Origin of the sequence: Roseimicrobium gellanilyticum, assembly GCF_003315205.1 — a bacterium.
GTDB lineage: Bacteria > Verrucomicrobiota > Verrucomicrobiia > Verrucomicrobiales > Verrucomicrobiaceae > Roseimicrobium > Roseimicrobium gellanilyticum.
On record NZ_QNRR01000002.1, the window covers coordinates 969,301 to 990,354 of the forward strand.

Here is a 21,054-nt window from a genome sequence, read left to right on the forward strand (position 1 = left end):
AGCTTCCCCGCCTTGCGTAAATACTAAGCAATGTCTTTGGCAGCAGCCACATTAATTTTCGATGCCTTCTTAAGCTAAGAAGCTTTCTTAGCTGAGTCTAATAGGGAGAGGGGCCTATCCCTTCCCGGACCGGGAGCACTTTCGTCACAAGCTCCGTCACAAACATCTCGCTTTCAAGCCTTCCTGCCTGCCCCTTGGAAGAGGGCGCCACCCCACCTCGAACCGCTGGCCAGCCGCTTGATTCCGGGAGAAATATTCACAGGAGCCCAAACCGGGGCCGAGGATTTAGAGTGCCAACTCAGGCGCGAACACGGCCTGTCCATCCATGGCAAATCCATCTTCACGTCTGCCCCGCTCCACATCCCACGCCGCATAGTCGCCAAGACTATACATGAGGAGGGAGGATGTGCATGAGGAGATGAGCCGATTCACTCCTTCAATCCCGACAGGAGTTTAGCTTCAGAGGTGCGCTGAACAAAGACGAAGCACAGGCAGTCAGGCACGCGACGCCGTTCCCGTACCCTGGCTCAGGCTCTTGCGGAGGGTCTTTGGGGAAACGCCCTTCTCCACCAGGAAGGCACGGCAAAAGGCGGCCATGCTGTAGTAGCCGACTTGGACACCGATGAGTCCCACCGGGTCACGGCTCACGGCCAGCAGTTCGAGCGCCTTCTCCACACGCACCCGCCGAACGTACTGCGGGATGGAGACCCCGTGCGTCTGGAAGAAGGCGCGGCTCATCTGAAATTTGCTCAACCTCGTGCCCTCAATGAGAACATCCAGGCTGGGTGGCTCCACGAAATTGGCAGCGATGAGCTTGCTGGCCGCGCATGGCCGCGCGGCTCTTCTCCTCGGTGGATGCGTGCATGGTAGTAGCCCACTTTTGCGCAGGCAAGGGCGACTTAATTGCAATTGCAGTCACAGCCCCCATGGAGGCAGACCAAGGAGTGAGGAAATGACGAAGTGATGCTGCGCCACCCAACTTACGTCCACGAGATCCATCGAGAGGAAGTTTCCCTCCAGACCGTCACTTCCTCACTTTTCTGGAAACACGAAGCTGACAAGCCGAACTGGCGCCGCGATACAGCGATATCTGTTCCTCGATCGGAGGAAACCGAATTCACCAGACTACTGCGCTCCCCCGTTTGGCACCTCTAGCCCCGGCAGACGGGGCCCCATCCGGGCAAAATGGGCATCTGCCCCACCCCGCTATTATCGCGGATTCCTGCGGATGTATTTCCGGGGCGGCCTAGGAAAGGAAAAATTCTCCGGGAAGTCCTTGGGCCTGTGCTCGCTCTGATATTCAGAGGGCAGCGTTCCCATTTCCAGTTGGAAAGCCCTGCTAAACGCGCTGATGCTGGCGTAGCCCACTTCGTGGGCGACCTCACCCACGCGCCGGTCCGGCTAGGCGCGCAGCAGTTCAGCGGCCTTCTGGATACGGGCCTGCCTCAGAAGCTCCGGTCCGGACTTCCCCGTCACCATGGGGAACAAGCGGCTGAGCTCGTACTTCGTCATCCCCACCGTGTCTGCAATGCTGGCAATGCTGGGCGAGTTTGCGACATCCGCCAGCAGCAGCTCCACTGCTCTGAGCGTGCGCGCTTGCGCTTCTTCGATGTCCAGCATTTTGCCCCTTATATGCAAATATGGGCAACCAAGTCAACCTGCCAACTAGTTCATTCACCATGAACGCAATACCAAGCAAGTCCGGCGTTGCACTTTAAATTGCGACCTTGCAATTCAGGCACCTTGTTTTCACCAGCAATCTGACCCTACAATGCAACCCTGCACGACAGCCGAAAAGGTCCGATTGGTTTGCGAAGGCTTTCACGGCGACAGCAGGGCGTAGTACCAACACGTGAGTTTGACTACGCAGCGCCGCTCAGAAGTAGCGCTTTCGAGCAACACAGCAGAGGCCGATGTGCAATGCAACGGTCTGCTCCTTGATGTGATGACATCATCCTGATTGGTGAAGGACATGACCAGACTCCATCATTGTGCCTCTCCCCTCCTGCCACGGTTGAGGAATGCATGGCTTTCAGCAAGGAATGGTGAGCCACTTCATGCCGTTGGAACGAAGGTGAAGCAGAGGAGGTCACGCCATGATACCAAACATCCTCAAATGGGGAGTGGTGGCAGCAATCTTGAGTACAGCCTTTGGAGGAACACCGCTCCCGAACAAAGACCTTGATGCCCGCGAGCACAACCCGGCTGCACCGCACCTGCCAACCGAGATGCAGCGAGGACCAGGCCATCTACGGCAGGTGGCATTGACATTCGATGCGGGAGCTGATGCTGAAGGCCTCCCTGAACTCTTGGACGTGCTGGAGCAGGAAAGAGTCCGCGCCACCTTCTTTCTCACAGGCAGGTGGGCATGCGAAAACCTCCATCTGGCAAGATGGATAGCCACACAGGGACATGTGCTCGGAAATCACACGTGGGCCCACAAGAACCTCACCAAGCTGGAGGAGTGGGAAGTCCGGGAGGAACTCGTGCGCACCGATGACCGCTTTGTGGGATGGTTCGGTGTTCGCTATATGCCGCTCTTCAGAGCACCCTATGGCGAGACCAATCCCGAAGTACTGACCGTCGCGCAAAAGCTTGGCTTCCACGCCATCCGCTGGAGCATCGACACGCTCGATGCCATGGAGCCGCCGAAGACAGCTGCCTTCATTGAAGAAAGGATTCTCGGAAAGCGAGATGCCGAGCTGAAGGGCGCCATTGTGCTGATGCATGTGGGCCATCCCGAAACCGTCGAGGCACTTCCCCGGGTGATTCATGGTCTGCGGGAGCGAGGTTTCGAATTTGTGACCGTCAACGAATGGATACCCGGTCTATCCCGCCCGGACATCAGACAGCTTGGCTCCACACTTCAGTCACAGAGCACCACGTCCATGGTGAAGCCCAAGTGAGCTATCCCTTCGGAAACGTGCAGACTACCTCGGTGCCCTGCGGCTGGGCGGACCGAATCTCGACAGAGCCGCCAATCATTCCCGCACGGTATTTCATCGTGTACAGGCCCATGCCATTGCCTGCCTTGTCCTGAGGCGCGGGCACCTGGCTGCCATCGCCTGTGATGGTGAGGGAGGCGCTTGCAGTGAGTTCGGAAAGAATGATGTCAATATGCTTCGCTTTGCCATGGCGCACCGCATTGTGAATCGCCTCCTGGGCGATGCGGTAGAGATGGGTGGCCTTTGCGTGATCTCGCACTTCCACCGCTTGATCGCAGGTGAAGCTGCAGGTCACCTTGAACAATTGCGAGGTGTGCGCGGCGAGGGCTTTGAGCGCCGACATGAGTCCATTCCTTTCCACCTCCACTGGGGATAATCCACGTGCCAGCATCCGGGTCTGTTGGATGGCATCCTTCACATAGCCGGAGATGGACGCCACTGCATCCACGTCCAGGGGAGAACTTGTGGCGAGTCTTTTCTTCAGCACTTCCAGCAGTACATCCACACCAGCGAGCGTCTGCCCAAGTCCGTCGTGGAGGTCATGCCCGATACGGCGCTGCTCCTGCTCGCTGATCTCCAGCACCTCACGCTCCAGCCGCTTCCGCTCCTCCTCGGCCTCCGCCAGGCGATGCTCACGATCCATCTGTGCCAGAGCCCGCTGCACCACAGCCGGGACCAGCTCGAGGAATTGTCCATCCTTCACGATGTAGTCCAGCGCACCGCGCTTCATCATATCGACTGCCACCCTCTCGTCCCCCTGCCCCGTGATGATCACAAAGGGGACCAACCGGCCTTTGGCCTTCAGGCGCTCCACCAGCTCTGTCGCGTTGAGATCATTGAGTTTCAGATCCAGCAGCATCAGGTCGGCCTCATGATCCTGGAGCCATGCCATGGCATCCCTGCCGGAGGTGGCCGTGGCCGCTTGATAGCCCTCCCGTTTGAGCGAACGTGCAATCAGGCGGGTAAGCCCCTCGTCATCATCGACCACGAAGATGGTCTGGCCCGGCGCCGGCGATGTGGTGGGTGATAGTGTATCAGATGCCATTTCCTTGCTCATGCTCCAGCAGAACTAGACGCTGACTTCCGGCACCTCCACCAGGGTCACGAAGTGTCCCAGGCTGGTGATGGTTTCGGAGAACTTCTCATAGTCCACCGGCTTCACAAGGTAGTGGCTACAGCCGAGAGCATGGCAGCGAGCGACCTCGCGTGGGTCATCCGTGGTGGTCAGCATGATGACGGGTATCTTGCGCAACTCCACATCGCCCTTGATTTGCCGCAGCACCTCCACCCCATCCACCTTGGGCATCCGGATATCCAGGAGCAAAAGATAAGCGGCCTCTGACGGACGCTGCCCTTCCACCCGGCGGAAGAGAAAGTCCAGCACCTCCTGCCCGTCCGAAAAACGTTCGATGGGATTCGCCAGAGCTGCACGGCGCAAGTTCTTTTCGATGAGACGGGCATGGCCAGGATCATCATCCACAATCAGTATGGTCACTTCCTGCTTCAAGTTCATGACGGTCGGTGCCTGGGAACTCGCAAATCAGTCGGACTGTGAAGGAACGGGCAGCGATACAAAGAAGCGGCTGCCCTTCCCTGCCTCGGACTCAAGCCAGATTCTTCCTTCGTGCCTTTCGAGGATGCGCAGTGCGATGGTGAGGCCCAATCCCTCGCCACTGCCATGGGATGGGTCCAGCCGGTGGAAGATTTCAAACACCTTGGACTGGTGCGCGGTTTCAATGCCGATGCCGTTGTCCTCCACGCAGTAGATGGACCGCCCGCCTTCGATGCGACCGCTTATGGTGATGCTGCAAGTCCTTTCCGTGCTGCGATACTTCAGCGAGTTGTCGAGCAGGTTCGAGAAGACCTGGTTGATTTGCACGGCATCACCCATGCACGGGGGTAGATCGGTCACGCGCACCGTGGCTCCAGCCTGCTGGATTTGGTATTCCATCGTGTGCATGATGTCAGACATGAGCCGGTTCATGTCGAGCTCCACGATCGTCAGGGCCACTCGGCCCATGCGAGAGAACCGGAGGAAACCAGCGAGGAGCGCTTCCATTTTTCCCACGCTGGAGAGGATGAAGCTCAGCGCCTCCGGGATGTCTTCCGTGAGCGCCTCCTGCACGCCGGGCAGCTTCTCTGCACCGGTGCCCGCGAGCTTCGTCTCCACCAGGCTGCAGGCGCGGGCGAGTTCCTTGCTGAAGCCCTGGATATTCACCAGGGGCGAGCGCAGGTCATGCGAGGCGACGTAGACGATGGCCTCGAGTTCCTTGTTCTTCTCCGCCAGCGTGCGCGCCATCTGCGCGAGTTGTTCCTCATACTGCTTCCGCACGCTGATGTCCGTGCGGATGGCGATGTATTGCACGGGCTGGCCTGCCTTGTCGAGAAAGGGGAAAATGGTAGTATCCACCCAGTAGTAGGTGCCGTCCTTCGCGCGGTTCTTGATCTCCCCTCTCCACACCCTGCCCTTCGAGATGGTACGCCACATGCCGGTGAAGAATTCACGCGGGTGATGACCAGAGTTGATGATCCTGTGATTGCGCCCCAGCAGTTCCTCCCGGCTGTACCTGGAGATCTGGCAGAACTTGTCGTTCACGTAGGTGATATCACCTGCGGGATCTGTGATGGCAACGATGGAGTGTGCATCCAGTGCTGCCTTGAGATCATGCAGCTCCCCGAGCCTCTCCAGTAATTCTTCATAGGATGGTTGTGCACCTTCGCTGCCTGGGACGCGCCTGGTCCCTGCATCGGCTGCTGACGATCCTTCTGAACTGGAAACCTCGGAAGACATGGAACACGATGCGGCACTGAACCGGAAGTAACTCGTGGAAAGGATTCTCCAGTCCCCATCCAGTGCCTGGCTCCTCAGTAATTGTTCCATGTCGGTCGTGTCAATTGTTTTGGAAGTCCGCGCCACTCCATTTCGTCCGCGCGTTACTTCACCACCAGCACCGGACACGGTGCCTGGCGCACGACCCACTGGGCAGTGCTGCCCACATACGAGTGCCCCCAGCGCGTGTGCTCGTGCGGCCCCACGATGATCAAATCGCTATCGGCTTCTTTCGCCAACTTCACGATCACATCCCACGGCTCCCCGTTCTCCACACGCAGGTCCCAATTGCGACTCTCCGGCATTCTTTCTTCCTGGACCTTGGCCATGCGAACCAGAGCCTCATGGACACACAAGGCTTGCGTCTGGCTGTCCGCACTGCAAGGAGGCCAGGCAGGCGCAGGCTCCAGGGCATGTACCAGGGTGATGTGCGCACCTTCCCGGGCATCCAGGGCGCACGCCATATCCAGAGCGTGCTGCGCGCCAGCCCGATGATCATACCCCACAAGGATCCGGCTGAATCGAAACTCTGGCGGGCAGGGTGTAAGAGTTCCGGCCTTGTTCCTCAGGGCCTTCCCTACAAGCACAGGACAGGGCGCCTGCTGCACCACCTGCTCAGCCACACTGCCGATGCTCATCCGAGCAAGTCCCATCCGCCCGTGGCTGGACATCACCAGCAAATCAAAGCCCTCGTCCCGGGCCATGTCACAGATGACCTGCACCGCGGAGCCCGTCGCGATTCTCGTCTCGAGCATTTCACTGTTTTGGATGCTATATTGGGAGCGCAGCTCCTTCATCCACCGGTCCGCCTGATTGATGCGGGTGGAGAGTGGCGCATGATGGTGGGCGGCATCGTGTTCAGCATCGTTGTCCTCCGAGGGATCCACCACATGCAGCAAGGTGACGGATGCACCGGGGCTGGCCATCACCAGGGCCACCGTGGCACTCACCGCGGCCCTGGAAAGCGGTGAAAAGTCCGTGGGCGCGAGAATCCTCCTGACTCGCGAGGCAGACTCAGCCACAGGTGCTGCGGTACTGTACGCGGTTTTCATGACAGGAACATGACCCACACTGCACTACCGGGCTCTGCGGATTTTGCGATGCTGTGTGCGTTCCCGTAAGCCCGGGCGTGCTCCACATCAGACGCCCGCAGGCACGCCTGCCTTTTGCCCGGCTTTCCGCGACGTTGCAGAAACCTTCGACTCCAGCTCCGCTTCCCCCAGATACACGCACAACACATTCGTGTGACCATGCGCCAGCACCCGCCTTGAGAATGAGGGATGTTTGAGACGCTGCAGTCCATGTCTGTGATGCGAGCCCACGACAATCAGATCCGCCTTCGCCCTCTGGGCCACGGCAACAAGATCGTAGGCAGGGTTCCCCCACGACGGGAGGACGTGCACCGCCCGAGGCACGACGCCAATGGCCTCGTCGAACCGCTTTTTCACCTTTTCCTGAACGGCCGTAGTCTCCTTGTTCGCAGGCGTGGTGAAATCGGAATCTCCAACCATCCACTCACCGCTCTGGACCATTTTCGCATTCATCTGCACGAAATGCGCACACTCGAGATCGATGGGCCCCAGGAGCAGCAGCTTCTCGATCGCCCTTGGAAGTGCATCCTCTGATTCACTGACATCGGAAGCACAAAGCACCTTCAGAGCCTTTCCATTCTGCAGCCACTGCAGCAAAGGCTCTGCGTGCCTCACCACCAGTGTGGGGGTGATTACGGACTCCGCCACATGCTCCGCGACACTGCCTACCAGCAGCCTCTCTGTGATTCCCTTTCCGGTGGCGCCCATCACCACCAGCGCGGTGTCATCATCACCTTCCTCAATGAGATGGTGCCCCGCACTGCCGTGCATCACGGTGGTCTCCACCCTCTGGCCCGGCGCACAAATACGGTCCGCCTCGGCATCGAGCAAATTCTGACCGTGGGAATGGAGCGACTCGACCACGGGATACTCCGCCGGGGCAAGCCAGTCCGCGACGCAATGCACCAGCTTCAGCGGGTGTTTGAGCTTCGCCGCTACATACGACGCCACTTCCGCGGCATCTTTGGCAGGTTCAGAGAAATCGGTACCGCAGAGGACTTTCATGGCAGGAGTGGGTTGGAGATGGAGTCTGAGGATGATTGAATGGCTGTGTGTGCCGTGGTGGACACTTCCATTCTGCCATCGGCTGGCGGAACCTCTCTGCATCCGTTGGTTTGTATTGCGCGTTTCTTGAAGCGCATCCCGCTGACGCACAGCCGGCGTCAATCAGGCAGCGCCAAGATCCCACCGGAGTATCCCAAAAGATGCCGAGTACTCCGCGTCCTTGGTGCGAGCGTGAGCTTGCCGCTCCCCTACTTTGATGAACCTACTTCACCGTCATTGCCAAATCGCGCACGGTGTGCTCATCCAGCACGGAGTAGAAGGCGCTCTGGGCCCTGTACAAGATGGGCTTCAAGTGACACTTCGCAGAGATGGGACAGGTGTTCGTAGCGGGTGTGAAGCACTCCACGACATCGGCGGTCTCTGTCAGGCGGACGATTTCACCCAGCTTCGTATCCGGCGTGTGTGGCGCCAGCATGAGCCCGCCACTCGCGCCACGTTCTGTCTTGAGCCAGCCCGCACGAGTCAGTGTCTTGGCGACCTTCGTGAGGTGATTGAGCGAGACACCGTAGAACTCGGCCATCTCACGAGTGGTCGCCTTCTCTCCAGGGCGCTTCATCAGGTAGATGAGCACGCGAAGAGCATAGTCGGTGCGGTAGGTGAGCTTCATCGGGTACAGTCAGAAATGATGGATTCGCACTGTGGCCTGAAAGATTTGTTTTCCAATTAGGTATTTATTATACCTATTTCAATGAACATTGCCAATCCCCCATTCCCTGACCTGCTTGGCCGCCCCGATATCGAAAAGCTCGTGAATGCCTTCTACGAGCGCGTACAGGCTGACGAACTTCTGGGTTTCATCTTCAACGATGTCGCCAAGACGCACTGGGAATCCCACCTCCCACGCATGTACGCCTTCTGGGAAACGGTGCTCTTCCGGTCCGGTGGCTACACGGGCAATCCCGTGGCAGCCCATGCCAAGCTGGTGCCGCAGACGGAGATGGGCCGCACCCAGTTTGATCGCTGGCTGCTTCTCTTCCGCGAGACGGTGGACAGCCTCTTCACCGGCCCCAATGCGGAACACATCAAGAACTGTGCCCACGACATGGCGAACGTCTTGTACAGCCGCATCAACGGCGTCCCCGATCCACGATTCGATCCTGCCCGCCTGACTCCGGAGCAACGCGCCCGCTACGCGAAGTACCGGGCCGAACAGCCAGCTTGAGCTTCAAGCGGCCATCCTTTTGCGCCCCACCCCACGGTGGGAGGGACGCATGCACCCAGATACAAACCAGAACACAAACACACTGCTCACACGCTACCACCCATGAAAAAAACGATACTGCTCCTCAGCCTCGTCTGCAGCCTCGCCGCCTCTGCCGCGGAACCGGGCTCAAGCAAGGAAACATCGAATGGCACCTGCCCGGTCACCGGCAAGCCCGCGGACCCTGCCATCACCTACGCGTACGAAGGCATTACTTACTCCTTCGCCGATGAAGCCTCACGCCAGAAGTTCACAAACGATCGCGCCGGGAGCCTGTACCAAAAGCTCGGCGGCAAGGCTGCCATAGATGCCGCAGTCGAGCTCTTCTATGTGAAGGTGCTTGCGGACAAGCGCGTGAATTACTTCTTCGAGGACATCAACATGAACAAGCAGAAGAGGAAGCAGAAGGAGTTCCTCTCTGCAGCACTTGGTGGCCCCATCCCCTACGTGGGCAAGGATCTCCGGAGCGCTCATGAAAGCCTCGGTGGATTGAATGACACCCACTTCGATGCCATTGCAGAGCACCTGCAGGCGACGCTCACGGAATTGAAGGTCGATCCCCAACTGATCGGCCAGGCCATGGCCATCGTCGGCAGCACCCGGGATGCGGTGCTCAATCGCCCGGCGAAGCCCGCAGCAGCGGCGACTACTGCAGTGCCTTGATTCGCTGTACGCTCCACTCAACCATCATCGCCAGGAAGACGGGCGATGATGGTACTCTGGGAGCATCTGCTATTGAGACCAAATAGCATTGCAAAAAATCATTCAACGCCGGGCAAATTCTCAGGTCATAGCATCCGTCTCTTTGTTGCCGTGATGTGACCTGGTTCAAATCCATCCTCTGTGTCTGGGCATGCCTGCAGCTCGTGCTGCCAGGTTGCCTATGCCAGTTGCTGGAGCCGCTTGGCATTCATGTTCCGCATCATCATCACCATCACGGACTCGTTGCACGGCAGGAAAATCCTGGTCCGTGCCAGCTGAAGGCCCCGCCGTTGCAGGGCACCGAGAGTGAGGTTCCCTGTCACTGCGACGAGCGACCAGACCGGACCACCGACGAATCTCTCGCCAGCACCACCTCCGAGGTGCCGGGCGTGGAAGATTGCCCGTGGGAAATGCTGCCGACCTGGGAGCACCGCCCCGAGCCCTCCGCAAAGCGGATTACACGGCTGACAGGAAGAGACCCTCCCCATGATGGGATGGCCACCGCAGAAGAAGCGCGAATCGCTCGCTGCGTGCACCTGCTCTGAACAGAACTCCGACCACCCGTGCTGCTCTGCCATCGAGCACCATGAGCGTGGTCCACGCCCACTCCCTCCCGTGATGAATACTCACGGTCATGGACTGCCATCACGTCGGCACGTCGTGAGGACTGCCGCGCACTTTTCTATTCAACAGCACTTCATTTCTTCATCATCATGAAACTCTCCTTTGCCTTTCTTACCACGGTCGCAGTCATCGTAGGACTGCAACAACCTACCCACGCACAGAGCATCACGCAGTGGAATGGCTCTGCCTCCATCACCTTTGCAGGAACCTCTACCCTTCACGACTGGTCCGGAAGCGTGAAGGCCCAGCCATTCATCACCTCGGTCGGCATGAGCGACGCGGCGAAGCCTTCGTCCATCAAAGCCAGGGTGGAGGTGAAAGCGGCAGAGATGGATACCAAGGAATCCAAGCGCGATGAGAACATGCGCAAGGCTTTGCGCGCTAGCGACCACCCCCTCGTCGTTGGTGACATCGATACACAGTTCTCCCATCTCACTCCGGGCATTGGCGCAACACCGCAGGTCCTTCCCTTCAATCTCGTCATCATGGGAAAGAGCCAGTCCTCGGTCGCTACGATCTCAAACTGGAAACAGAAGGGAGACAGCGCGTCCTTTGAAATGGACTTCGACGTTTCCATGAAGACGTACAGCATACGCGTGCCCTCCGTCATGCTGGTCATTCGAGTGGGCGATGTGGTGAAGGTCCATGCCAAGGTCACTCTGGAGAAAGTCAACGCCTGAACCTCCGATGAACGCCTACATACACCACATAGCGACTCTGGCGGCTCCATTCGTCTACCGACAAGACACCATCCGCGAGCGGATGATGGGATGGACGTCCGATGAACGGCATCGCCGCCTCCTGAGCGCCCTGTACAAGCGCTCCGGCATTGAGACCCGGCACAGCGTGCTGGAGAGTTTCTTTGAGACCGGTGGCCACGGCCTCTTCCAACCGGACGGTGGCGGGCGCCCGGGAAATCCGGGCACAGCCGAGCGGAATGCACGCTATGCCAAAGCCTCCCGTGACATGGCCGAGGAAGTTGCCAGACGTGCGCTCCATGGCAGCGGCTACCAGGCCAGTGACATCACACACGTGATCTATGTCACCTGCACTGGATTCGTGAATCCCGGACCAGAGCTGCATCTCGTCGAATCGCTCGGCATGAATCCTGGCGTGGAGCGTTACACCCTTGGGTTCATGGGCTGCTATGCGGCCTTCCCCGCGCTACGCATGGCATCGCAGTTCTGTGCAGCTTGCGAAGACGCCGTCGTGCTCGTGGTCTGTCTGGAGCTCTGCACATTGCACCTGCAGCTGGAAGACAAGCCGGACGTGATGCTGGCCAATTCACTCTTTGCTGACGGCGCAGCAGCAGCGCTCGTGACCGCACACTCGCCAGCGAAAGAAATCCCCGCCTACAGTCTGGATGGATTCACCTCGGAGTTGGTTCCTTCGGGCGCTGCGCACATGGCATGGGACATCGGCAATCACGGCTTCGAGATCAAGCTGAGTAGCTACGTGCCGGAGATACTCGGAGCAGAGATGCAGACACTCATGACACGGGTGCTTGGCAAACATCACTGCACACCCGCGGATATCGCAGAGTGGGCCGTGCATCCGGGTGGTCGCGCCATTCTGGACAAGGTGGAGCAGGGATTGCAACTGCCATACACAGCCCTGGCGAGCTCGCGCCGCGTGCTGAGGAACCATGGCAACATGAGCAGCGCGACCGTGCTCTTTGTGTTGAAGGATCTCCTGGGGACGCCGACGCAAGCAACTGGACCGACCTGCGCGATGGCCTTTGGCCCGGGTCTGACGGTGGAGGTGGCACTTCTCGAGCGTCTGGGCTGCAAACCTGTGCATCGGGCCACCGAGAACACTGCCCTGCAAACCTTGCACGACTCCACACTGCATGGCTGATACACCTTACTCGGGGACGACACCCGTCGGGCCTCCACCGAGGTGGTCCGACGCCCCTCCCTACACCAACCTGCAGCGATGGACTGCTCTGGCCTATGGCACTCTATGCCATAGTTTCTTCATCGCTGCTGTCGTGGTGATGTTCGTGGCTCTCCATGGAGGTTTGACCGAGGGATGGAGCGCCTTGTCTGGCTGGACGGGAGTGGCAGGAAATGTCCTGCTGCTCACCCAATTCGCCGCCGGGCACAGCCTGCTGCTTGGAGATCGTGGACGCAAGTGGATGGCCCGGCTGGCGCCATTCTCTCTGGGAAGGGCGCTGTCCACCACTCTGTTCGCCACCATCTCCTCGCTGCAGCTGCTGCTGGTGTTCCTGTGGTGGTCGCCTTCGCATGTCGTCTGGTCCGCTCCCGCGGGCTGGCTGCTCCATGTGCTGGACACCCTGTATGCAGCATCATGGCTGCTGCTCGCGAAGTCGATGTATGATGCCGGCATGGATGTCCAGATTGGCCTGCTGGGATGGCGCAGTGTGTGGCGCAATGAACCTGCTGTGTACAAACCCTTCGCCAGGGCAGGAACCTTCCGGTATGTACGGCAGCCCATCTACCTCTCCTTCGCGCTGATCCTATGGACTGCACCGGTCTGGACTCTGGATCATCTACTGGCGGCGCTGCTCTGGACGGGATATTGCATTGCAGCGCCGGTGCTAAAGGAGAAGCGCTATGCCAGGTACTACGGAGACGCCTTCGTACGCTATCAGCAGCGCGTGCCCTACTGGCTGCCTCTCCGACGATGGCGCAAGGAGATGGCAACGGCAACCGAGATGGACACTCCTCATGATGTGATCATCATCGGGGCCGGTCCGGTGGGGCTGCTGCTCGCAAATCTCCTTGCCGATCGAGGCCGACAGGTGCTGGTCATTGAGCAGAATCCCGACTCCCAGTGCCCATCGCAAGCCATCGGCATCACGCCACCCTCCCTGGAAATCTTTTCCCGCCTGGGACTCGCAGATGCGCTCATAGCTTCAGGGGTTCCCATCTCGCGCGTGGAAGTGAATGGCCACTATGGGCCAGTCGGCGTCTGCGATTTCACCCACCTGTCCGGCCCTTCGAAGTTTGTACTGAGTGTGCCTCAATCCCGGACGATGGCCCTCCTGCGCGGGAATCTCGCACGCTATCCTCAGGCCAGAATCACGCATGGCGCTGAAGCGAAGCTCCTCGCGCAAGATGGCTCGGGTGTGGAAGTGGAAGTGCGCAACACGAATGGCCGCGAGTCTGTAAGAGCGAAACACGTGGTGGCCTGTGATGGGAGCCGTGGCTCCACGCGCAACCAGCTACGCATCCGCACCCATGAAGGTAAATATCCCTGCCACTTCGTAATGGCGGACTTCATGGACTCAAGCGGTCTGGGCGATGAAGCGCGACTATTCTTCACCGCAGATGGAGCCGTGGAGTCCTTCCCGCTTCCAGCAGGAATGAGAAGGTGGGTTATCCAGATGCCGGATCGACAATCTTCTACCGCTGCCGATTTGGAAACCCTGGTGCAAACTGTTCTTCACCGCACGGGCATTCCGCTTGAGATGCCTCATGGAGTCATGCCTGCAACGTTACCCTTCAGCCCTCGCTGGATGCGGTGCGAGACGTATGTCGACGGTCGCATCTTTCTCTGCGGTGACTCAGCTCATGTGATGAGCCCGATTGGTGGTCAGGGGATGAATACTGGATTCGCGGATGCGGAGTTCCTCAGCGTTGCACTTCCGGCCATGCAAGACGACCCAGCCATGGCATCGGCGTGGTCTTCAGCCTATGATCGCATTCGCTCACGAGCCGCCAGGATTGCCACCCGCCGGGCTGCATGGGGCATGAGGCTCGGGACACTGCAGGGGAACGTGAACGCGCTACTCAGGGACACGTTCATGAAGGCAGCGTTGTTTTCTCCGTTACTGGCTCGTCCGCTTGCCTTGTGGTTCTCCATGAGCAGCATCCCCGGAGCCACGCTGAGCCGCGTGCCATCAAGGCGCATTCCACGGAGATCCCGGGCGAGACGCTCCTAGGACGTCTCACCTGAAATGATGCTCACGCCATCTCAAACGGGTTGAGCGTGAAATGCACGTTGTGCTTGGGAGAGTGGAGTTCGATGGACTCCACCACCGTTTCGATGGCGCAGAAGCCGGGTTTCTTATGATAGTGCTCCAGGAAGTACGCGTGGGACATGTCCACAATGCGCTGCCAGATGCGCTTCAGTGAGGGACCGTCATCGACGACTCTCGCCCTGCCTTTGAGGTTCACCACGAGGGAAAGGTCCTTGTTGAAGAACATCCAATTCACCTCGGGGTGAGCGAGAATCTCCCGCACCTTGCGGCTTTCCGGAGATGTGAGTGTCTGAAATACAGGAAACTCATCCAGAGCGAGTGTGGACATCCAACGCATCTGCGGTTTCCCCTCAAGATCAATGGTGCCGAGGATGCCCGGGTAGTGACCGTTCACCAGACTCTTCGCCAGGTTGATGACATCGTCGCTATCTTCAATGTCATAGGTATTGGGGTCGAATTCAATGTCGTTTGTCGCACTCATATCGGTGGGGATTCACCTCAAAGATAGACGGCGAGTGCAGCATCTGCCGTTCGTCCCTTGTGGAGACCACGGCAAATCTTGTCCCTGATCATGACGCCCCCATCGGCTCAACCTCGACTCTCAGGGGACGCCTCCTTGTAGAAGATGAGGCGCAGGCTGTTCAGGCACACGATGAGGGTGCTGCCCTCATGTGCGACCACGCCCCAAGTCAGCGGCAGCAGCGACGCCAGAGAAGCAAGGGAGGCCAGCACAATGGCGCCGAGTGAGATGGCCAGATTCTGCCGGATGATGCGCCGCGCCCGCTGGCTCAGATCCAACGCGGTAAGCAGCTTCTCAATGCGGTCATTCATCAATACGATGTCGCTCTGCTCCATGGCAGCATCGCTACCGCGCGCTCCCATGGCAACGCTCACATGGGCGGCAGCCAGGCTGGGGGCGTCATTCACGCCGTCGCCGACCATCGCCACCTTGCGTCCTCGTGTGGTCAGCTCCTGGATGATGCGAACCTTATCACCCGGATGAAGTCCAGCACGCACCGTGGTGACTCCCAACTCCTTGGCGACGCTCTCCGCTGCAGCACGCCGATCTCCCGTGAGCATCATGCTTTCGATGCCGTGCTCCCTCAGCCGCCTCAGCACGGATCGGCTGCCTTCGCGGATGGAATCCTCCAGCAAGATGCGCCCGACTACGCCCTGCCCCAGCACCCACACTTCAGACACCGCGAGCGGCGTATCTGGCACTCGTTGCAGCCACTCGCGGAACTGGGGCTGGCTCAACAGCTCCCGACGACCGACATAGTAGACGACGTCCTGAATCTTCCCACGCAAGCCCATGCCGGAGATGCGCTGGAAGTCCGTGACTGTTTCCGGATTCACCCCATGCCGCCTCCCATATTCGCTGATGGCACGTGAGATGGGATGATTCGAATGGCTGTCGAGCGATACAGCGATTCTAGCGACGTCATTCTCGTGCCCAGTCGGGAAGCTCTCCACCTGACGCACCCGCATGGCTCCTTCCGTGAGGGTGCCAGTCTTGTCCATGCAGATGGTGTCCACCTCGGCGAGCTTCTCCACGGCAGCGCCGCCACGAAACAGAAGCCCATGCCTTGCTCCCCAAGCAATGGCCGCCAGGATTGCTGAGGGGATGCTGAGAGCGAGAGCACACGGAGACATCACCACGAGCAGGGTCATGGAACGATAGAAGGCCGAGGTCACGCCGGGCTCATTCGCAAAAGGCCGCACTCCCAGCGCAAGCGACCACACGAAGAACATGGCCAACGTCAACCCCATGGCGGAGAGTGTGTACGCCGTGCCAAACTTATCCGTGAAGCGCTGGCTCGGTGCGCGCAAATGCTCTGCCTGCTCAATCAAAGCAATGATGCGCTGCAGCGTGCTCTCCGCTGAGACCTTGTCCACGCGCAGGGCGATGGAGCCCCAGAGATTCAGGGTACCCCCCAGCAGCGTATCACCGCTGGTCTTTTCAATGGGCACGGACTCGCCGGTGACATTGGACTCATCCACGGCCGTTTCACCAGACATCAGCGTCCCATCGACAGGAATCAATTCGTCCGGCAGCACCCGCAATTGGTCACCGATGACCAACGCCTCCACAGGACGCATTTGCAGGCTGCCATCTGCACCCATCACCCGGGCCACCTTCGGAGCCGCGCGTGTCAATGCGCTGATCTCACGACGTGTACGGTGCAATACGTAGTGCTCGATGGCGCCAGAGGCTGAGAAGAGGAAGAGCAGCAACGCACCCTCACGCCACGCGCCAATCGATGAAGCCGCGATGGCGACCGCGAGCATGAGGAAGTCGATATCGAGACGGAATTGCCGCAGTTTCGACCACGTCTCCATCGCGGCATTAATCCCTCCGGCAATCATGGAGCCGGTATAGCAGGCGATGGCCAGCCACATCAGGTTTTCCTGATGCTCCAGCACCACACCTGCCAGGAGCAGCAAGAGGCAGATACCAGCCTGCAAGGCCAAACGTTTCCACTCGGACGCTTGGTCCAGCTCTGCATTGCGAACCGTGGGCCACGCAAACTGCCTCCACGTCCAGGCACGCCGGTCCGCGGCAGCAGTTCCATGTGGACGTTCCACCACCAACGCAGAACCACTTGTCCCTGCACTTTCCGGACGCGTGGAGAGGAATTGCTCATCGAGTTCTCGAATCAGGGTATCGAGCTTCTCCTTGAGCTTCACGGCATTCACCGTGCCCTTGGTGGCGACGGAGATCGTCTGGGCGCTGGGATCCAGCCGCACGGCCAGGATCTCATCATCATTCTGAAGAAAGGCTTCAAGCCCTTCCATCCACGTGACGGCATCACGGAACTGTTCCGAAGGGTCCGAGTCTGTCGCGGTCATGGGATGTAGGGATGAAACAATGTTTTCTCCAGCAACTAATACGCCTGCACATCATCCTCGGCGAGCCAACATGCCACGCCATACAGATATTGTGCATTTCAAAGCGTAAAGGAAGCACCCTGGTGAACGCGGAAACGTCGCAAATCACCGGGCATTTCTGTCAGCTACACAAGATCTGTGCGGTGAAGCACAACATCCGCCAAGCGGCATGCATGTGCGTGAAGGAAGATGGCATTGCCAGTACCAAACGACCCTCCTCCACCCATGGAAGCGCTCGCCATCACCATCTTCTTAAGCGTGCTGCTGGCGGCGTTCTTCATGGTCCTGTTCCTTGGCAGCCGCCATCGTCGCGGTCTTGGCAATGAACAGGAGGCACTCATGCCACTCGAGGATGACCTGCCGCCCGTGCGCCCTGGTCGAGCAGCCAAGACGCACGCGGCGGACAGGCATGGCTCTTGATCCCATCCCCTGCATCCATGCATCTCAAGAACGGAAACTCCCCCGACTCCGCGCCCCCTTCATCGGTCCATCCAGGTAGTGGCAAGACCACCATAGAGTTCAACGATCGCCTGCCAAGGCAGTTCCTCCTGGCTTCCATCATCTGGGGGGCGGTGGGCATGCTGGTGGGTGTCATCATCGCCTCACAGCTCACCCATTGGCGGATGAACTTTGACACGTCGTGGCTCACCTTTGGCCGCCTGCGTCCGCTGCACACCAATGCCGTCATCTTCGCCTTCGTGGGGAATATGATGTTCGCGGGCATCTACTACTCCACGCAGCGCTTGTGCAAGGTGCGCGTGGCCTCTGACTTGCTGGGGGCGATCCACTTCTGGGGATGGCAGCTCATCATCCTCGCGGCAGCCATCACACTTCCGCTGGGCTTGAGCCGTAGCAAGGAGTACGCAGAACTCATCTGGCCCATCAATATCGCGGTCGCCCTCGTGTGGGTCATCTTTGCCATCAACTTTTTCTGGACCCTGGCGAAGCGTAACGAACCCTCGCTCTACGTCGCCATCTGGTTCTACATCGCGACTATCGTGACAGTGGCGATGCTCTACATCGTCAACCACCTGTCGATTCCCACATCGTGGACGCACAGCTATCCCATCTTTGGCGGGGTACAGGATGCGCTGGTGCAGTGGTGGTATGGGCACAATGCGGTCGCGTTCTTCCTGACGACTCCGATTCTTGGCATCATGTACTACTTCCTGCCGAAGGCAGCGGAGCGCCCGGTGTATTCCTACCGGTTGTCGATTGTGCACTTCTGGTCGCTGGTGTTTCTCTACATCTGGGCAGGCCCTCACCATCTGCTGAACACTTCCCTGCCCCACTGGCTGCAACTTCTGGGTATGACCTTCAGCCTTATGCTGTGGGCGCCATCCTGGGGCGGAATGCTCAACGGCCTCCTCACCCTGCGCGGCGCCTGGGACAAGCTGCGTACGGATCCAGTCATCAAGTTCTTCGTCGCCGGGGTCACCTTCTACGGCATGGCCACGTTTGAGGGGCCGCTGCTTTCCATCCGTGCGGTAAATGCGCTCTCCCACTACTCAGACTGGACCATCGGTCACGTCCATGCGGGTGCGCTTGGGTGGAATGGTTTCATGGCTGCAGGCATGTTCTACTGGATGGCGCCGCGTCTGTGGGGCACGAAGCTCTTTTCGAAGCAACTCGCGAACTACCACTTCTGGATTGGGCTCATCGGCATCCTTTTCTATGTGGCCTCCATGTGGATCTCGGGAGTGAGGCAGGGCCTGATGCTGAATGCCACGCGCAATGGCGGAACGGAGCTGGTGTATTCCCAGTTCCTCGACACGCTGGACGCCATCATGCCTCTCATGATGATGCGCACCCTGGGCGGCGGTCTCTTCCTCGTGGGTCATCTGCTCATGGTGTACAACATCTGGCGCACCATTCGCTCAGGCCACGCAGTGAATGAGACACGTGAAGTCTTCGTGGCGCGCACCGCCATGCAGGACCGCATGAAGTGGAAGGAAGTCTGGTACAACGACCCTGTGCTGCTCACCGCCGGTGGGCTGGTGCTGATGATGGGCTGGTTCTTCCTGGAGAACTACGCCAACATGGGCGCACTGCTCAGCGGCGGCATCCTCTTCTACATCGGCGCGCAACGCTTCCGCGCGAGCGGCGGCTCCTGGACCCAGTGGTATGAGCGACTGCTGGAGAACTACATGCCCTTCACCGTGCTCACGCTCATTGCTGTGGCCATCGGTGGCATGGTGCAGATTCTCCCCACAGTCACGGTCAACCGCGCGAAGAACGTGGAGGACCGGCTGCAAAAGCTCTACACGCCGCTCGAGCTGGCCGGACGCGACATCTACGTGAGCGAGGGGTGCTACAATTGCCACTCCCAACAGATCCGCACCATGGTGCCGGACGTGCTCCGGTACGGCTCCCCCTCGCGCCTTGGTGAGAGCATCTATGACTTCCCCTTCCAGTGGGGCAGCAAGCGCACGGGACCAGACCTCGCCCGCGTGGGCGGGAAGTATCCCAACATCTGGCACTACAATCACATGCTCAATCCAAGGAGCATCAATGCGAACTCGAACATGCCGAACTATGCGTTCATGTTCGACGCGAAGACGGACACAAAGGCCCTGCCCAAGAAGCTGGCCGCGATGGTACGGCTGGGTGTGCCCTATCCCGCCATGACGGCGAATGAGATTCTGGAATCAGCACGCACGCAGGCAGTGCAGATTCGTGAAGACCTGGTGAAGGCCGGCGCGACGCCGAAACTCAGCGAAGAAAGCCAGCTCGTGGCGCTCATTGCCTACCTGCAAAAGCTCGGCCAGTCGGAAGCGGTGGAGGATGTGCCCGGGGTGGTGCCGCTCGCAGAGCGTGCCTTCCCTCTTTCACCTGACCTGCCTGACCGCAACAGACAGGCCACCTCCACCGGAGCGCAGTAACCAATACCAACGACGACCATGTTCCGCCGCGTCATCATTGAAGACTGGCACCAATACCTGCCGCTGATTGGCTTCGTGCTCACCCTTGCGGTGTTCCTCGTCATGCTGCTTCGGGCTCTGCTCATGCGCCGTGAGCGCTGCCAGGCACTCGCCCAGCTCCCGCTTGAGGAGCCAGAATGGGCAGCACCGGCATCGCCCGCCATGCGGCCACCTTGCAACGGCCAGTGCGCTGAATGCCGCTGTGCTCGCGACAACCTGCTCTCAGCTCCCAAACCTCCCCTCACCGACCCATCATGAGTGACGAATCAAAGCCCACCAACCCCGGAGAACCGGAACTCAGGCCTCACGAGTACGATGGGATCCAGGAGTACGACCAGAAGCTCCCCAACTGGTGGCTTTTCACCTTCTACATCGCCATCCTCTGGATGATCATTCACTGGCTGGCCTACTACCAGTTCCACCTCATCCCCACGGACGAGGAGAAGATTGGCCGGGCGATCCAGAAGATTGAGAACCAGCGCGCCGAGCAGCTCAGGAACATTGATGACACACGGCTCTGGACCATGTCGCAGGACCCGGCGGTCATCTCCGCTGGTGAAGCCACTTACAAGGCCACCTGTGTAGCCTGCCATGGTCCCGACCTCATGGGCAAAAAGAGCAATCCTCTCCTCCCCGGGCTCGCTCTCGCGGACAATGCCTGGAAACACGGTCACACTCCCACGGATGTGCTGAAGATTGTGCGTCGCGGCTCACCGGACGTGACCAAGGGCATGCCACCTTGGGAGCCGCAACTCGGCACCCAGCGCGTGGTCGAGGTGGTGGCCTATATCATGAGTCATCATAAAGAAGGAGAAGCTCATACCGAGGAAGTGAACTAAC

At 59.3% G+C, this 21,054-nt stretch carries 21 protein-coding genes; 10 read left to right on the forward strand and 11 right to left on the reverse strand.

What is annotated here, in order from left to right; genetic code table 11:
* Nucleotides 1-495 precede the first annotated feature (495 nt).
* From DES53_RS09355 to DES53_RS09365, 3 genes are all read right to left on the reverse strand, one after another.
* On the reverse strand, nt 496-795 hold the full coding sequence (locus DES53_RS09355) for a helix-turn-helix domain-containing protein (RefSeq protein ID WP_281270139.1): 300 nt from the start codon (nt 793-795) through the stop codon (nt 496-498).
* 414 nt (nt 796-1,209) lie between these two features.
* Nucleotides 1,210-1,389 (reverse strand): AraC family transcriptional regulator, encoded by a 180-nt coding sequence (locus DES53_RS34030; protein WP_113957957.1) that lies wholly within the window; start codon nt 1,387-1,389, stop codon nt 1,210-1,212.
* 12 nt (nt 1,390-1,401) lie between these two features.
* A complete protein-coding gene (locus tag DES53_RS09365; RefSeq protein WP_113957958.1) occupies nt 1,402-1,620 on the reverse strand; it encodes a helix-turn-helix transcriptional regulator in 219 nt (72 codons plus the stop codon).
* Nucleotides 1,621-2,096: 476 nt separating this feature from the next.
* Here DES53_RS09365 and DES53_RS09370 point away from each other — a divergent pair, with 476 nt between their 5' ends.
* Entirely contained in the window at nt 2,097-2,906 is an 810-nt protein-coding gene (locus DES53_RS09370) for a polysaccharide deacetylase family protein (RefSeq protein ID WP_113957959.1), read from the forward strand.
* 1 nt (nt 2,907) lies between these two features.
* On the opposite strand, the gene DES53_RS09375 is transcribed toward DES53_RS09370, so the two are convergent.
* From DES53_RS09375 to DES53_RS09400, 6 genes are all read right to left on the reverse strand, one after another.
* On the reverse strand, nt 2,908-3,990 hold the full coding sequence (locus tag DES53_RS09375) for a hybrid sensor histidine kinase/response regulator (RefSeq protein WP_170156976.1): 1,083 nt from the start codon (nt 3,988-3,990) through the stop codon (nt 2,908-2,910).
* Nucleotides 3,991-4,014: 24 nt separating this feature from the next.
* Nucleotides 4,015-4,458, reverse strand: a complete 444-nt coding sequence (locus DES53_RS09380; protein WP_113957961.1) for a response regulator — start codon at nt 4,456-4,458, stop codon at nt 4,015-4,017.
* Between the two features lie 27 nt (nt 4,459-4,485).
* Nucleotides 4,486-5,736, reverse strand: a complete 1,251-nt coding sequence (locus DES53_RS09385; RefSeq protein ID WP_113957962.1) for an ATP-binding protein — start codon at nt 5,734-5,736, stop codon at nt 4,486-4,488.
* Between the two features lie 143 nt (nt 5,737-5,879).
* Nucleotides 5,880-6,827 (reverse strand): universal stress protein, encoded by a 948-nt coding sequence (locus tag DES53_RS09390; protein WP_113957963.1) that lies wholly within the window; start codon nt 6,825-6,827, stop codon nt 5,880-5,882.
* A gap of 87 nt (nt 6,828-6,914) precedes the next feature.
* Entirely contained in the window at nt 6,915-7,871 is a 957-nt protein-coding gene (locus tag DES53_RS09395) for a universal stress protein (protein WP_170156978.1), read from the reverse strand.
* A gap of 262 nt (nt 7,872-8,133) precedes the next feature.
* Nucleotides 8,134-8,538, reverse strand: a complete 405-nt coding sequence (locus DES53_RS09400) for an RrF2 family transcriptional regulator (RefSeq protein WP_113957965.1) — start codon at nt 8,536-8,538, stop codon at nt 8,134-8,136.
* An 81-nt stretch (nt 8,539-8,619) separates the two neighbouring features.
* On the opposite strand from DES53_RS09400, the gene DES53_RS09405 reads away from it, so the two are divergent.
* The 5 genes from DES53_RS09405 (at nt 8,620) to DES53_RS09430 (ending at nt 14,365) form a co-directional block, all read left to right on the forward strand.
* Nucleotides 8,620-9,093, forward strand: a complete 474-nt coding sequence (locus DES53_RS09405; RefSeq protein WP_113957966.1) for a group III truncated hemoglobin — start codon at nt 8,620-8,622, stop codon at nt 9,091-9,093.
* A 102-nt stretch (nt 9,094-9,195) separates the two neighbouring features.
* Complete coding sequence (locus DES53_RS09410; RefSeq protein WP_113957967.1) at nt 9,196-9,795, forward strand: group I truncated hemoglobin; 600 nt, start codon at nt 9,196-9,198, stop codon at nt 9,793-9,795.
* Between the two features lie 752 nt (nt 9,796-10,547).
* A complete protein-coding gene (locus DES53_RS09420; RefSeq protein ID WP_113957969.1) occupies nt 10,548-11,138 on the forward strand; it encodes a YceI family protein in 591 nt (196 codons plus the stop codon).
* 7 nt (nt 11,139-11,145) lie between these two features.
* Nucleotides 11,146-12,315: a type III polyketide synthase gene (locus DES53_RS09425; protein WP_113957970.1), complete on the forward strand. Its 1,170-nt coding sequence runs from the start codon at nt 11,146-11,148 to the stop codon at nt 12,313-12,315.
* Nucleotides 12,308-14,365: an FAD-dependent monooxygenase gene (locus DES53_RS09430; protein ID WP_113957971.1), complete on the forward strand. Its 2,058-nt coding sequence runs from the start codon at nt 12,308-12,310 to the stop codon at nt 14,363-14,365. The genes DES53_RS09425 and DES53_RS09430 overlap by 8 nt, the downstream gene beginning before the upstream one ends.
* Before the next feature lie 22 nt (nt 14,366-14,387).
* Here the strand turns inward: DES53_RS09430 and DES53_RS09435 are convergent, their stop codons facing one another.
* Complete coding sequence (locus DES53_RS09435; RefSeq protein ID WP_113957972.1) at nt 14,388-14,885, reverse strand: pyridoxamine 5'-phosphate oxidase family protein; 498 nt, start codon at nt 14,883-14,885, stop codon at nt 14,388-14,390.
* A gap of 107 nt (nt 14,886-14,992) precedes the next feature.
* The gene (locus DES53_RS09440) at nt 14,993-17,254 is read right to left on the reverse strand and encodes a heavy metal translocating P-type ATPase (protein WP_211325488.1); all 2,262 of its coding nucleotides are present in this window, start codon (nt 17,252-17,254) and stop codon (nt 14,993-14,995) included.
* A gap of 264 nt (nt 17,255-17,518) precedes the next feature.
* On the opposite strand from DES53_RS09440, the gene DES53_RS09445 reads away from it, so the two are divergent.
* Genes DES53_RS09445 through DES53_RS09455 form a run of 4 tightly spaced genes read left to right on the forward strand, consistent with a single transcriptional unit; the run spans nt 17,519 to nt 21,053 of the window.
* On the forward strand, nt 17,519-17,713 hold the full coding sequence (locus DES53_RS09445) for a hypothetical protein (RefSeq protein ID WP_113957973.1): 195 nt from the start codon (nt 17,519-17,521) through the stop codon (nt 17,711-17,713).
* A 17-nt stretch (nt 17,714-17,730) separates the two neighbouring features.
* Nucleotides 17,731-20,175, forward strand: coding sequence for a cytochrome-c oxidase, cbb3-type subunit I (gene ccoN / locus DES53_RS09450; protein WP_113957974.1), 2,445 nt, complete (start codon nt 17,731-17,733; stop codon nt 20,173-20,175).
* Between the two features lie 18 nt (nt 20,176-20,193).
* Entirely contained in the window at nt 20,194-20,472 is a 279-nt protein-coding gene (locus DES53_RS32480; RefSeq protein WP_147263305.1) for a hypothetical protein, read from the forward strand.
* A complete protein-coding gene (locus DES53_RS09455; RefSeq protein ID WP_170156979.1) occupies nt 20,469-21,053 on the forward strand; it encodes a cbb3-type cytochrome c oxidase N-terminal domain-containing protein in 585 nt (194 codons plus the stop codon). The genes DES53_RS32480 and DES53_RS09455 overlap by 4 nt, the downstream gene beginning before the upstream one ends.
* Nucleotide 21,054: the final 1 nt, after the last annotated feature.

Excerpts from the sequence above, each read along its gene's own strand:
- DES53_RS09440 (WP_211325488.1), bottom strand. The coding sequence starts at position 17,254 with ATGACCGCGACAGACTCGGACCCTTCGGAACAGTTCCGTGATGCCGTC.
- DES53_RS09405 (WP_113957966.1), top strand. The coding sequence starts at position 8,620 with ATGAACATTGCCAATCCCCCATTCCCTGACCTGCTTGGCCGCCCCGAT.
- DES53_RS09420 (WP_113957969.1), top strand. The coding sequence starts at position 10,548 with ATGAAACTCTCCTTTGCCTTTCTTACCACGGTCGCAGTCATCGTAGGA.
- DES53_RS32480 (WP_147263305.1), top strand. The coding sequence starts at position 20,194 with ATGTTCCGCCGCGTCATCATTGAAGACTGGCACCAATACCTGCCGCTG.
- DES53_RS09410 (WP_113957967.1), top strand. The coding sequence starts at position 9,196 with ATGAAAAAAACGATACTGCTCCTCAGCCTCGTCTGCAGCCTCGCCGCC.
- DES53_RS09375 (WP_170156976.1), bottom strand. The coding sequence starts at position 3,990 with ATGGCATCTGATACACTATCACCCACCACATCGCCGGCGCCGGGCCAG.
- DES53_RS09445 (WP_113957973.1), top strand. The coding sequence starts at position 17,519 with ATGGAAGCGCTCGCCATCACCATCTTCTTAAGCGTGCTGCTGGCGGCG.
- ccoN (WP_113957974.1), top strand. The coding sequence starts at position 17,731 with ATGCATCTCAAGAACGGAAACTCCCCCGACTCCGCGCCCCCTTCATCG.
- DES53_RS09395 (WP_170156978.1), bottom strand. The coding sequence starts at position 7,871 with ATGAAAGTCCTCTGCGGTACCGATTTCTCTGAACCTGCCAAAGATGCC.
- DES53_RS09390 (WP_113957963.1), bottom strand. The coding sequence starts at position 6,827 with ATGAAAACCGCGTACAGTACCGCAGCACCTGTGGCTGAGTCTGCCTCG.
- DES53_RS09425 (WP_113957970.1), top strand. The coding sequence starts at position 11,146 with ATGAACGCCTACATACACCACATAGCGACTCTGGCGGCTCCATTCGTC.
- DES53_RS09365 (WP_113957958.1), bottom strand. The coding sequence starts at position 1,620 with ATGCTGGACATCGAAGAAGCGCAAGCGCGCACGCTCAGAGCAGTGGAG.
- DES53_RS09435 (WP_113957972.1), bottom strand. The coding sequence starts at position 14,885 with ATGAGTGCGACAAACGACATTGAATTCGACCCCAATACCTATGACATT.
- DES53_RS09370 (WP_113957959.1), top strand. The coding sequence starts at position 2,097 with ATGATACCAAACATCCTCAAATGGGGAGTGGTGGCAGCAATCTTGAGT.
- DES53_RS09385 (WP_113957962.1), bottom strand. The coding sequence starts at position 5,736 with ATGTCTTCCGAGGTTTCCAGTTCAGAAGGATCGTCAGCAGCCGATGCA.
- DES53_RS09455 (WP_170156979.1), top strand. The coding sequence starts at position 20,469 with ATGAGTGACGAATCAAAGCCCACCAACCCCGGAGAACCGGAACTCAGG.
- DES53_RS09380 (WP_113957961.1), bottom strand. The coding sequence starts at position 4,458 with ATGAACTTGAAGCAGGAAGTGACCATACTGATTGTGGATGATGATCCT.
- DES53_RS09400 (WP_113957965.1), bottom strand. The coding sequence starts at position 8,538 with ATGAAGCTCACCTACCGCACCGACTATGCTCTTCGCGTGCTCATCTAC.
- DES53_RS09430 (WP_113957971.1), top strand. The coding sequence starts at position 12,308 with ATGGCTGATACACCTTACTCGGGGACGACACCCGTCGGGCCTCCACCG.